The organism is Clostridium sp. Cult1, from assembly GCF_021655095.1.
Taxonomy (GTDB): domain Bacteria; phylum Bacillota; class Clostridia; order Tissierellales; family Tepidimicrobiaceae; genus Schnuerera.
Genome location: NZ_PPXW01000001.1, coordinates 1,494,783 through 1,507,252 on the forward strand (window position 1 = coordinate 1,494,783; position 12,470 = coordinate 1,507,252).

General features: G+C 33.1%; 11 protein-coding genes. 10 read left to right on the forward strand and 1 reads right to left on the reverse strand.

All coding sequences use genetic code 11. The features are described from left to right. The 8 genes from C3E89_RS07410 (at nt 1) to arcC (ending at nt 7,784) form a co-directional block, all read left to right on the forward strand. A complete protein-coding gene (locus C3E89_RS07410) occupies nt 1-366 on the forward strand; it encodes a PRD domain-containing protein (protein ID WP_236911813.1) in 366 nt (121 codons plus the stop codon). Between the two features lie 114 nt (nt 367-480). Further along, nucleotides 481-849, forward strand: coding sequence for a DUF2620 domain-containing protein (locus tag C3E89_RS07415; RefSeq protein WP_236911814.1), 369 nt, complete (start codon nt 481-483; stop codon nt 847-849). 3 nt (nt 850-852) lie between these two features. Continuing rightward, nucleotides 853-2,172, forward strand: a complete 1,320-nt coding sequence (locus C3E89_RS07420) for a YhfT family protein (RefSeq protein ID WP_236911815.1) — start codon at nt 853-855, stop codon at nt 2,170-2,172. Nucleotides 2,173-2,318: 146 nt separating this feature from the next. Continuing rightward, nucleotides 2,319-3,221 carry a phosphotriesterase family protein gene (locus tag C3E89_RS07425; protein ID WP_236911816.1) on the forward strand — a complete coding sequence of 301 codons (903 nt, stop codon included), beginning with the start codon at nt 2,319-2,321 and terminating at the stop codon, nt 3,219-3,221. A 13-nt stretch (nt 3,222-3,234) separates the two neighbouring features. Further along, nucleotides 3,235-4,329 (forward strand): aminotransferase class V-fold PLP-dependent enzyme, encoded by a 1,095-nt coding sequence (locus C3E89_RS07430; protein ID WP_236911817.1) that lies wholly within the window; start codon nt 3,235-3,237, stop codon nt 4,327-4,329. Between the two features lie 9 nt (nt 4,330-4,338). Then, on the forward strand, nt 4,339-5,514 hold the full coding sequence (locus tag C3E89_RS07435; protein ID WP_236911818.1) for a YhfX family PLP-dependent enzyme: 1,176 nt from the start codon (nt 4,339-4,341) through the stop codon (nt 5,512-5,514). A 10-nt stretch (nt 5,515-5,524) separates the two neighbouring features. Continuing rightward, the gene (locus C3E89_RS07440; protein WP_236911819.1) at nt 5,525-6,727 is read left to right on the forward strand and encodes a phosphopentomutase; all 1,203 of its coding nucleotides are present in this window, start codon (nt 5,525-5,527) and stop codon (nt 6,725-6,727) included. A gap of 100 nt (nt 6,728-6,827) precedes the next feature. After that, a complete protein-coding gene (gene arcC, locus C3E89_RS07445) occupies nt 6,828-7,784 on the forward strand; it encodes a carbamate kinase (RefSeq protein WP_236911820.1) in 957 nt (318 codons plus the stop codon). 182 nt (nt 7,785-7,966) lie between these two features. Here the strand turns inward: arcC and C3E89_RS07450 are convergent, their stop codons facing one another. Continuing rightward, nucleotides 7,967-10,057, reverse strand: coding sequence for a methyl-accepting chemotaxis protein (locus C3E89_RS07450; protein WP_236911821.1), 2,091 nt, complete (start codon nt 10,055-10,057; stop codon nt 7,967-7,969). Between the two features lie 326 nt (nt 10,058-10,383). Here C3E89_RS07450 and C3E89_RS07455 point away from each other — a divergent pair, with 326 nt between their 5' ends. Together C3E89_RS07455 and C3E89_RS07460 are read left to right on the forward strand one after the other, a co-directional pair. Then, nucleotides 10,384-11,547: an ABC transporter substrate-binding protein gene (locus C3E89_RS07455; RefSeq protein WP_236911822.1), complete on the forward strand. Its 1,164-nt coding sequence runs from the start codon at nt 10,384-10,386 to the stop codon at nt 11,545-11,547. Between the two features lie 27 nt (nt 11,548-11,574). After that, entirely contained in the window at nt 11,575-12,468 is an 894-nt protein-coding gene (locus tag C3E89_RS07460) for a branched-chain amino acid ABC transporter permease (RefSeq protein WP_236911823.1), read from the forward strand. The last annotated feature ends 2 nt before the right edge of the window (nt 12,469-12,470 follow it).

A 12,470-nucleotide genomic window follows, 5' to 3' on the forward strand; every position in this document is an offset into this window, starting at 1 on the left:
ATGGATAATATGTTGTTAATGAGATTAAATTTATTATTAGATGCTGGAGAAATAGATGAAGATATAATACAAATTATCAAGGAGTTTACAAAAATAATTGAGAGGGAATTGTCTTTAACAATAACCGAGAAAAACGGGTCTATGCTAGTAACTCATATGGCAATGGCTTTAGCAAGGATTAAAAAAGGAGAAGAGATTTTGCCTCTTGATGATGTTTTAATGGGAGAAGTAAAAACCTCTGCTATCTATGATAGAGTACCTTTACTAATTAGTAAATTGGAAGAAAAATTTAATATTGAAATACCTGAATCAGAATTTGGATATATAGCTCTCCATTTATGTAATTTAAATAATATAAATAACTAAGGACTCTTGTCTATTATGACAGGTTGAAAAAGAATTACAAGCAAAGAGGTGATTATTTGTGGATATATGAGTTAATAGATATATAAATAGAAAAAAATAAAGGAGGGAATTTAAATGGTAAATATTGTTGTCGGTGGACAGATGGATAAACAACAAATTGGAAAGCTCATTGAAGAACATGGTAAAGGAAAGGTTAAAGTTAATATCAAAGGGGATATAGAAGCTGTACTTGATCTAAAAAATGGACAAGCAGATTATTACTTTGGTTCTTGTGCAACAGGAGCAGGAGGGGCTTTAGCTATGGCTATTGGCATAATCGGTGCAGCAAATTGTTTATCTGTAAGTATTCCTGGAAAGGTTTTATCAGAGGAAGAAATGAGAAAAGCAGTTAAAGATGGAAAGAAAGCTTTTGGTTTTGTAAATACTGACGCAGAGAAGGTTATTCCAATTTTGATTGATGAAATATTGAATAAGGAGGAATAGACAATGTTATTTGAAATTAATTTACTCACCATAATTGTCATGGCTGCTTTGGGTGGTATTTGTACTTACCTAGCAAACCAAAATATAGCAGTATTTCATGATGGCTTACGCCCTTTATACTCTCAATATTTTGATGGAGCAATGGATAGAAAGACTTTGTTTGCTACAAGTTTTGCTTTATCATTTGGTCTGGTAATAGGATTTGGTATTCCTACATCTATTGCAGGCAAAATAATTATCGTTCATACTATTATGTTGGCTTGTGATATTATAGGTACTCTATTTCCGGATAACGAAAAGGGCAAATGGATATCCACATCGGTAGGTGCATTATTTGGAGTTGTTTTGTTATTTGGCATGCAGGTAATAATGGATATTTTTTCAGTACTACCAATTGATTTTACTGGGGATTTAGGTACAGTAGGAAGTTTAATAATTGTTTCTTTTTCAGTATTTCCAGCAATAGCAGTTGCATATCAAGCAGGAGTAGTAAAAGGTGGAATTGTATTAGTTTTAACTATGATCATAAAACAAATAACATCTCTATATGGTAAATTTTCTATAAAAACAGTAGAAGTTGTATTAAATGCTGATGGTATGGCGTTGTTGTTTGGTATTGCTGCTATGATTTTTGTTGCCGCAAGGCATAATAAGAAATCAGATGGGGAAACAGCAAGTGCATTTGCAGTATTCGGTAAAAATATAGAAAAGATTAGAAAAAATATGTTTGTTTTAGCTATTAGTGGTGGAATTGTTGCATTGGCTACAACCCTATTGTTAATTGCTGAAGGGCCAGCTTCTTTAACTCTTACGGCTGAGGGTCAATATGCTGAAGCAGCAATGGTTGCATTAGGAAGAACTTTAGGTTTTATACCTTTAGTAATGACTACTGCAATTATTTCAGGAGTATATTCACCGGCGGGTACTAAAGCAGTTCATGTTCCTGCAATCCTATTTATCAATATGGGGATCATGGGAATGGTAGGTTCTTTCTTTGTTGGGGCTTTAATAATGGCAATAGAAATTCTTTTATTAGGATTTATAGCTACAGGAATGGATAAATTTCCAGGTATGAAAGAATTAGGAGATAATGCACGTACTGCAATGTCCAAAGTATTAGATATTGCATTGCTTGTTGGTGGTATGTTAGCAGCTAATGCAATAGCTCCTACTATAGGTTATATTTGGGTAATTGGTCTATTTTTCTTAAATCAGGTTTCAAAGAAGCCTATTGCATCTATGGCTATTGGACCCCTTGGTGCTATAACAATGGGTTTAATAGTAAATATTCTTCACCTATTAGGCTTATTCCCTATTAGCTAAAATAAGGAATCCTTTAAAGTTAAGGGAGAAGCTTCTCCCTTAACTTTAGTTTAATTGCTATTTAGGTAAAGTTGTCAGTATTTTAATGGTAATTAAAGTATTGACAGGTTTATCTAAAAAATTTAGAAAAAAGAAGGAGTAAGGATATGATTACTACAGTAAAAGGAAAGGTAAAAAGGCTTGGTAAAACCTATATACATGAACATATCAAACTAGATTTATCAGGCCATAAAAAAGATCCTGATACGAATTATAACGATACAAATGAGGTAATGTTAGAATTAAAAGAACTTAAGAAAAAAGGAATGGATTCATTGGTTGAAGTTACAAATCGTGGTATGGGCAGAGATGTTCTAATAATGGTAGAATTAGCCGAAAGAACAGGATTAAATATAATTGCTAGTACTGGATTTTATAAAGAGCCCTTTTTACCCCAATATTTTTACCAATTAAGTGATAAAGAATTAACTAATATGTTAATTAAGGATATTGAGGAAGGTATGGACGAAACCCATATAAAGGCTCATGTCTTAGGAGAAGTGGGCACTAGTCATAACAGAATTACAGATACAGAAAGAAGACTTTTTTATATTATAGGAAATGTACATCTAAATACAGGAAGGCCAATTTTTACCCATACTACCTTGGGAACAATGGCGTTAGAGCAAATACAAATACTTGAAGAAAGAAATGTTGATTTAGAAAAAGTATTAATAGGTCATATGGATTTAAATTATAATATGGAATATCATCTAAGAGTTGCTGATAAGGGTTGTTATTTAGGGTTTGATACAATTGGTAAAATAAATTATCAACCTGATGAAAATAGAATTCAATTAATAAAAGAATTAGTAGCAAGGGGACATGAAAATCAAATTGTCTTATCTTTAGATTTAACTAGAAAATCCCATTTAAAAAAATATAAAGGAATTGGATATTCTTATATTGTTGATAAATTTATACCTTTATTAATTGAATCGGGAATTAAAGAAGAGACGATTAGTAAATTTTTGGTGGATAATCCGAATAGATTACTCAATATATCTTAAAGGAGGAAGAAGATTGAAGGTTTACCCAATAGAAACCATGGATATAGAAAAGGCAAAAGAATTTCAATTTAGACTTGTAGATATAATTCACAGACATTTTAGAGGTGATGAATTTTTAAATGCTGGAGACTATGGAGTAGTGCCCGGTATAGGGAAACCTACTTATACTGAAAAAGTAGAAAAAGTAATAGCAGATTTTTTCCATGGAGAGGCCTGTATATTAGTAAGGGGTTCTGGAACTGGTGCTATAAGAAATGTTATAAATGCTAAAGTTAAGCCTAATGATAAAATATTGATCCATGATGCACCAATATATCCAACTACAAAGGTTATTATTGAATCCATGGGACTAGAACAAGTTAAGGTGGATTTCAATATAATGGATGATTTTAATGAGAAAATAATTAAGGAAGTGGAATTCTGTCTCATCCAACATTCAAGGCAAAGAATAGATGATAGATATAACCTAGAGGAAGCAATTAAAAGACTAAAACAAATTAATAAAAATTTATATATTTTAATTGATGATAATTATGTTGTTATGAAGGCGGAGAAAATAGGAATTCAAAGTGGCGGAGATATTAGCGCATTTTCATTATTTAAGCTTTTAGGTCCTCAGGGAATAGGTTGTGTAGTAGGAGATAGGAAAACCATAGATAGGATAAAAGATATGAACTATTCTGGTGGAAGTCAGGTACAAGGTTATGAGGCTATGGATGCATTGAGATCTTTAGTATATGCTCCAGTAATGTTGGCCATTCAAAAACAAGTAGGAGATGAAGTAGTATCAAGAATAAATAAGGGAGAGATAAAAGGCGTTAAGTCTGCATTTATAGCAAATGCTCAGTCAAGGGTAATACTTGTAGAATTCGAAGCTCCTATAGCTAAAAAGGTACTAGAGTATACCAATATTCTAGGAGGAGCCCCTTATCCAGTAGGAGCTGAGTCAAGGTATGAAGTTACGGGAATGTTTTATAGAGTATCGGGTACATTTTTAGCTCATAATCCTAAGCTAGAAGATTATATGATTAGGATTAATCCTATGAGATCTGGAGCTGATACTATTATAAGGGTTCTTAAAGAAGCAGTAAATAAAGTATTGATATGAGGTGGTTAAATGTTTTTAGATATAACATTGAGAAGGAATATAGATTTAGTGGAAACTGCAATTAATCTACACCAGAGTGGGCAAATACGAGCCAATACTTATGTTTTAGACTTAGATAGGATAGTAGAAAATGCAAAGCTAATAAAAGAAGAAGCGGATAAAAACAATGTAGAAATATACATGATGACTAAGCAAATTGGCAGAAATCCAGAAGTAGCTAAGAGAATTGCTCAAGTGGGCATAGAGAAGGCAGTAGCTGTAGATCCTTGGGAGGCTATGGTATTAGCTAAGCATGGAATCAAGATAGGAAACGTAGGACATTTAGTTCAAATACCATCTAATATGATTAAGGAAATATTAAAGTTAGATCCTGAAGTGGTAACTGTTTTTTCGGTTGAAAAAGCAAAAGAAATTGCCTTAGAAGCGGAAAAGCAAGGGAAAGTACAGGATATATTATTGAGAGTAGTAGATAGTGATGATTTAATATATGAAGGACAAACAGGTGGATTTAAATTTGAAAAATTGCTAGAATCTGCTAAGGAGATAATGAAATATAAGGGAGCAAGGATTGTTGGAGTTACTGTTTTCCCTTGTTTTTTATATAACCCAGAGAAAGGCACAGTAGAAAAAACTCATAATTCAAAAACATTGATTAATAGTGCAAAGGTATTAGAAAAAGAATTGAATATAAAATTAAAACAAATAAATGCCCCTAGTGCTAATTCTATAGCATCCATATCTATGATTAGAGATATTGGTGGAACTCATGGAGAACCGGGTCATGCATTTACAGGTACTATTCCTATCAATGCATATAGGGATCAACCTGAAATCCCAGCTATGGTATATGTTAGCGAAATTTCTCATTGCTATAATGGGAAAGCTTATGTATTCGGTGGGGGGTACTATAGAAGAGGTAATATAAGAAAGGCGATGGTAGGGTCTAGCCTAGGAAAAGGGTTAAACAATATATTGGAAGCGTCTGATATTTCACCTACCAATATTGATTATTATGGTGAACTGATAATAGGGGATAAAAAAATTTCTATAGGAGATACGGTAATCTATGCTTTTAGAACACAAATTTTTGTAACCAGATCTGAGGTAGCTCTAGTAGAAGGAATTAGTAATAATAATCCTAGGGTTTTAGGGATATACGATAGTTTTGGTAATAGGTTAAGGTAGAGGTGATAATATGAAACGTGCTATTTTGGTAGTTGTTGATAGCTTGGGAATAGGTTATATGAATGATGTTCATAAATATAGGCCACAAGATATAGGAGCAAATACTTTTGGTCATATATTGGATAAGGCTAAAAGTATTGAAATACCAAATTTTCAAAAGCTGGGTATTAATAATATAATCAACCATAATAGATTGAGTAATATAGACAATATAGGAAGTTATGGCATATTAAATCTTGAACATTATGGTGCAGATAGTTATGTAGGTCATCAAGAAATAATGGGTACTAAACCAAAGAAACCCTTATTAGAACCCTTTTCTTTTTTTAGAGAACAGGTTATTGGCAAATTAATAAAGGAAGGCCATAAGGTAACTTGTCCTGAAGAAAATAAACCGTATATTCTTGTAGACGATTTAGTGGTGGTAGCAGACAATATTGAAACAGATTACGGTCAAATATACAATGTAACTGCTCCATTAGACTTTATTCCTTTCGAAAAAGTTATAGATATAGGGAAAAAGGTAAGATCTGTTGTAAAAGTAAATAGAGTAATAGCTCTCGGTGGAGAAGGAGTTAGTGTAGAGCAAATACTAGGAAGCATAGAAAAAAGGAAAGATGGACTAATAGGTGTTAACTCACCGAAATCTGGAGTATATAATAAAGGTTATTTAAGTAGGCACTTAGGATATGGGGTAAATCCAGAAAAACAGATAAGTGCTATATTAGCTAGAAACAATTATGAAGTAACCTTAATTGGTAAGATGCAAGATGTAATAGAATGTGAAAAGGCGACAAAAATTCCCGCAGTAGATACTGAAAAGGTTATGAAAGAAACCTTGGATTCTATGAGTTATTTATCTGAAGGGATTATTGCAGCTACGGTTCAAGAAACGGATTTAGCTGGACATGCTCAAGATGTAGAAAAGTATGTAAAAAAGCTAATGATTGTGGATAAGTATATTGGAGATATTATGAATAGTATGAAGGATGGGGATATATTATTTATTACAGCTGATCATGGCAACGATCCAACTATAGGTTTTAGCCAACATACTAGGGAAAAAACATTTTTACTAGTATATGGTAAGAGGTTGAATAAAGTAGCTTTAGGAGAAAGAAATACTTTATCAGATATTGCGGCAACTATTTCTGATTATTTCAATGTAGAAAAAACTGAAAATGGAAATAGTTTTTTAGAATATATTAAGTAGATTGTTGATAATAATAGTAAAGAATTTTTCTTTACTATTATTATTTTTATTTTATTTGAGTTATAATTATATAGATAAAACTAAATGAGAAGGTGGATATATGGCAAATAGGATAGTAATAGCATTAGGAGGAAATGCGCTTCAAGAAAATCCAGAGGATATATCAGCGGAAGCTCAGCTTGAAACTGCTAAAAAAACAGCAGCATCTATAGTGGATTTTATAGAGGAAGGTCATGAAGTAGTAATTGTCCATGGCAATGGACCTCAAGTAGGTCAAATTGTCTCTGTATATGAAAAGGCAATAGGTATACCCAATATGCCTTTCCCAGAATGTGGTGCAATGAGTCAGGGGTATATAGGTTACCATTTACAACAATCTATAGGTGAAGAAATGAGAAAAAGGGGTATAGACAAGGGAATAACGGCTATGATAACCCAAGTATTAATAGATGAAGAAGATCCAGCTTTCTGCAATCCAACTAAGCCAGTAGGTTCTTTCTTTTCAAAGGAGGAGGCAATGGAATTAGAGAAGAGAAAGGGATATATAATGAAGGAGGATGCAGGCAGGGGTTGGAGAAGAGTAGTACCATCACCAGAACCTAAAAATATTATAGAATCTAAAACACTTAAAACATTGGTAGAGTTAAATTTCATAGTGATAACTGCAGGCGGTGGCGGTATACCTGTAATAAGGGATGATGATGGAAAATTAAAAGGAGTTTCTGCAGTAATAGATAAAGACCTAGCTGCAGAGTTGGTTGGGGAGATAGTCGATGCAGATGTACTAATTATTCTAACAGCAGTAGAAAAAGTATGTATCAATTTTAACAAACCAACGGAAAAAGGATTGGATACCATTACCATTGAAGAGGCTGAAAAATACATAGAAGAAGGTGAATTTGCTCCAGGCTCTATGCTTCCAAAGATAAAAGCTGCTATAAAATTTGTAAAAAGTAAACAAGGGCGAAAGGCCATAATAACATCCTTGGATAAAGCTAAGGAATGTATGAAAGGAACTGTAGGTACTAAAATTGAGGATATCCATAGTAAAAAATAAATTTCTACTATAGGTAATAACAATGGTAGGATTATATTGTGAAAATATGTATAATTTTAATATCCATTTTTGATTATTTTATGGTATAATGGTCTATGTATTAAACTACCCACACACAAATGAAGATTATCAAAATATTTTGTTAATCTTCAACCCCATAAAAAAATTAGCCCTTAAAGGGGCTAATTTTTTATCTGCATTTTTAGTTTAATATTATCCAGAAGCAATTGAAGTTCTTCTGCTAAAGTTGCCAAGCTTTCAGTTGAAGAAGTAATTTCTTCCATAGAAGCCATTTGTTCTTCCGAAGCTGCGGAGGAATTTTGGATTTGGGAAGCTATATCTTGGCTCATTTTTTCTATGGATGTAGAAGAGACTACCATATTTTCAACATAATTTTCTACATTACCTGTGGCTTGTGCAATTTCATTTACACCTATAGTTATTTTATGAATCAGGTCGGCAATTTTATTGAAACTGTCCTTTGCTTCATTAACTCTTGTTATTCCTAATTCCACTTCTTGGCTACTAGAATCCATCTTTTTATTGGCTTCTTCTATTAATAAATTGTTTGTATTAATGAGATTGTGGATTTCTTCAGTGGATTTTTGGGTTTCTTCTGCTAATTTTCTAATTTCATCAGCTACTACTGCAAATCCTCTGCCATAATCACCAGCTCTAGCTGCTTCTATAGCAGCATTTAGTGCTAATAGGTTGGTTTCTTCTGATACATTTTGAATTATTTCTAACATATTGTTCATCTCTTTAGAACTCTGACTAATATTCTTTAGAGAGGATTTAACGCTTAAGGTACTGTCTTCTATATTATCCATTTGAGCAATTACTTCTTCTATTTTCTCCTTTCCCACTTGGGTCCTATCTACTATTTCTCCTCCTAAGTTTTCTGCGTTTTTAGTCTGTTTAGTCACATTATCTATATGATCAGATATTTCCTTTATGGAGGAAGTGACATTTAGTATTTCATTAAGCTGAGCATGAGAGGCTTCAGCTATCTCATTGGAGGCTTCAGCAATATTGGTTGCTGCGGCTGTTGATTCCTCAGATATGGCTGCTAATTCTTCTGAGGAAGCTGCTACTTGATGAGAAGACTCTTGGACTTCCTGGGCAAAGTTTCTCATATTGTCTATTATTAATTGGAGAGAATAGCCCATTTTTCCAAGTTCATCTTTTCTTTTTAATAATTTTTCTTCTATATCTATGCTAAAATCCAGTTGGGATAGACTATAGGCACAATCCGTAATTTTAGCAATAGGCTTTGTAAGATTTCTACTAAATAATAAGGAAAATAATATTCCTACTACTATAGCAATTCCCATGGTAATAAGCAAAGTTTGCTTTAGAGAATTTAATCCACTTAAGACCTCCGATTCATCTATGCTTACCACTAAAGTCCAGCCTTTAGATTTAATAGGAGCAAATCCTATGTGAACTATTTTATTTCCTTCAGCATATTTACCTATACCTGGTTCTCCAGCTTTTATCTTTTCTTCCATTTCTATGACTTCATCTACAATATTGGAAGGTACTCTATCCTTCAGACCACTAAAATTAGGATTTTCATCGGAGTCAGTGGCAATGGTAGCTCTTCCTATTACTGTTGGATGAGATACAATGTCGATGGTTTCATTTAATATATAGGCAAATCCATTTTCTCCAAATTTTATACTGTCAGCAATTCTGTAGAAATCTTCAGCAGGTTTATATGCTACAACAACGCCTACTATTACACCTTTATGTTTTAAAGGAGCTGCTACTACTATTTCTACTTTTCCCGTAGCAGTATTTCTTATAGGTTCTGAAAAATATGTACGGCCAGCCTGAGCCCTTCTAAAATATTCTTCTTGATAAACATCTACTGTCGTACCGTTATTAAGCAATAAATTTCCCTGTATATCTGCTAAACCAATTGTAGAGAACTGTAGTCTTCCTCTTTCTACATTTAATGCTTTATACCTTTCTTCTATAGGAATTTCTGGATCAGCAATAGCTTCCAAATTTCCTAAAGTTTCTATGGAAAGAGTATAGCTTTTAATTTGTTCATCAACTAAATTTGCCGAATCTATTGCCTTATTATATAGAAATTCGTTATAGGATTTAATTAGTTCATCTTTAGAAATAAAATAAGTAATAAGGCCTAGGGATAAAGTCAATACTATTAAGATAGAAGTAGTAGATATTATCATTCTTTTTCCTATGCTATTTTTTTCTACTTTAGTGACTTTCTTTCTAGGCTTTTTCTTACCTTTTGAGGTCATTAAACTCCCACTCCTTTATAATAGATTTAAGGATTATTATTTCCATACTTAGAATATTAGACAAAAGTTTGCAAAATCCTCTATTTTTATGAAAAATTTAGAATTTTATAAATAATTTTGTATAGTTTGCACAAATATGTATATCTTAGATGGGTTAGAATATATTGACAAAGTCAAAGTGGATGGATATACTTTAAATAGACCGAACATTTTTAAAAATAAAAATATTTGTTAAATTATCTAGGATTCATTCAATTTCCGCAGACCAATTAAGAAGACATGTAAAATTACATGTCTTAAATATTATAAAAAGGGAGGAAATTTAAATGAAAAAGAAGTTTGGATTATTGTTACTTATATTTGTATTAGTAGCTTCGTCCTTAGTAGGATGTAGTCAATCTCAAGATACTTCTAGTGGAGGCTCTTCTGATGTAATAAAAATTGGAGTATTTGAGCCAATGACTGGTGCTAATGCAGCTGGTGGACAAATGACAGTTGAAGGAATTGAGTTGGCTAATGAAGCTAGAGGAGAAGTATTAGGGAAAAAAGTAGAATTAGTTATAGTCGATAATAAATCGGATAAAGTAGAGGCAGCTAATGCAGCTTCAAGATTAATAGAGAAGGATGAAGTTGCTGCTATTATTGGTAGCTATGGTAGTTCTTTATCTATGGCAGCTGGAGACATAGTAAAAAAAGCAGAAGTTCCTGCAGTAGGATGTTCTCCAACTAATCCGTTAGTTACGTTGAATAATGATTATTATTTCAGGGTTTGTTTTATAGATCCTTTCCAAGGAACGGTAATGGCTAACTACGCAGTAAATGATTTAGGAGCAAAAACTGCAGCTGTAATTCAAGACGTTACACAGGATTATTCTGTAGGACTTAGTAAATATTTTATCGATGCTTTCAAAGAATTGACAGGGGATGAAAATAGTATAGTAGAGATATCTTCTTATAACACAGGAGATCAGGATTTCTCCGCTCAGCTAACCAATGTTAAGGCAAAAAATCCAGATGTAATATTTGCACCAGGAAACTATGGGGAGTCTGCACTATTAATAAGACAAGCTAGGGATTTAGGTATAGACGCTCCTATTCTAGGAGGAGACACTTGGGAATCACCTGAATTCTTATCCATTGGTGGAGATTCAGTAGAGGGAATTGTATTCAGTACTCACTTTACAGCAGAATCGCCAGTAACTGATGTATCTAAAGTTTTCCTAGATGCTTATAGGGAAAAATTCGACAAAGAAGCTAATGCTTTTGCTGCCTTAGGTTATGATGCCTATATGGTAATAATGGATGCTATAGAAAAAGCAGGATCTGCTGATCCAAAAGCCATAAGGGATGAATTAGCAAAAATAGAGGGATTTGTAGGAGCAACGGGAAATATTACTTTAGATGAAAATGGGGATGCAGTTAAGTCTGCTGTTATCAATAAAGTTGAAAATGGTGAATTTGTTTATTTGACTACAGTTGAACCTAAATAAAGGTTCTAGTCATAAGGGGGACTGAATATGGGTAATTCAAATTTTTTGCAGCATTTGGCTAATGGTATTTCCTTGGGTAGTTTATACGCTTTGATTGCCATAGGTTATACCATGGTTTACGGAATTTTAAGGCTTATAAACTTTGCCCATGGGGACATATTTATGTTAGGAGCTTATATTACCTATTATGGTATAGTGTTTACCTCTATTCCTTGGTGGCTTGTGTTTATATTTGCCTCAGTATTTACCGGATTTATAGGTCTCCTCCTTGAAAAAATAGCTTATAGACCATTAAGGGAATCTCCAAGGATTACTATTTTGATTTCGGCCATTGGGGCCTCCTTCTTTTTACAAAATTTTGGAATAGTAGTATTTGGGGGAAGGCCTAAGGCCTTCCCAGTCCCTAATTTATTTAATAAGGTAATAAGGCTAGGAGGAGTATCTGTAAGTATAGTCACCTTTGTTATTCCAGCAGTTACCATAATATTACTTTTAGGTCTTACCTACTTTATAACCAAGACTAAAACTGGCATGGCTATGAGGGCTTTGTCTAAGGATTATGAAACGGCTAGTTTAATGGGAATAGATATAAATAAGATTATTTCCATTACTTTTTTTATAGGATCCTTCCTTGCAGCAGTTGGAGGAGTAATGTGGGGGACTAAATATCCACAATTAATGCCTTTAATGGGTGCTATGCCAGGACTTAAATGTTTTATAGCTGCCGTTATAGGTGGAATCGGTAATATTACTGGTGCTGTTATAGGTGGGTTTATATTAGGATTAGGAGAGATTTTGTTAATCGCATTTCTTCCAAATTTAACAGGATATAGGGATGCTTTTGCATTTGTCCTTTTAATTGTAATACTCTTAGTTAAGCCAACAGGTTTAATGGGAGAAAAAATTACAGAGAAGGTGTAGAC

Excerpts from the sequence above, each read along its gene's own strand:
- C3E89_RS07455 (WP_236911822.1), top strand. The coding sequence starts at position 10,384 with ATGAAAAAGAAGTTTGGATTATTGTTACTTATATTTGTATTAGTAGCT.
- C3E89_RS07460 (WP_236911823.1), top strand. The coding sequence starts at position 11,575 with ATGGGTAATTCAAATTTTTTGCAGCATTTGGCTAATGGTATTTCCTTG.
- C3E89_RS07450 (WP_236911821.1), bottom strand. The coding sequence starts at position 10,057 with ATGACCTCAAAAGGTAAGAAAAAGCCTAGAAAGAAAGTCACTAAAGTA.
- C3E89_RS07410 (WP_236911813.1), top strand. The coding sequence starts at position 1 with ATGGATAATATGTTGTTAATGAGATTAAATTTATTATTAGATGCTGGA.
- C3E89_RS07425 (WP_236911816.1), top strand. The coding sequence starts at position 2,319 with ATGATTACTACAGTAAAAGGAAAGGTAAAAAGGCTTGGTAAAACCTAT.
- C3E89_RS07415 (WP_236911814.1), top strand. The coding sequence starts at position 481 with ATGGTAAATATTGTTGTCGGTGGACAGATGGATAAACAACAAATTGGA.
- C3E89_RS07420 (WP_236911815.1), top strand. The coding sequence starts at position 853 with ATGTTATTTGAAATTAATTTACTCACCATAATTGTCATGGCTGCTTTG.
- C3E89_RS07435 (WP_236911818.1), top strand. The coding sequence starts at position 4,339 with ATGTTTTTAGATATAACATTGAGAAGGAATATAGATTTAGTGGAAACT.
- C3E89_RS07440 (WP_236911819.1), top strand. The coding sequence starts at position 5,525 with ATGAAACGTGCTATTTTGGTAGTTGTTGATAGCTTGGGAATAGGTTAT.
- arcC (WP_236911820.1), top strand. The coding sequence starts at position 6,828 with ATGGCAAATAGGATAGTAATAGCATTAGGAGGAAATGCGCTTCAAGAA.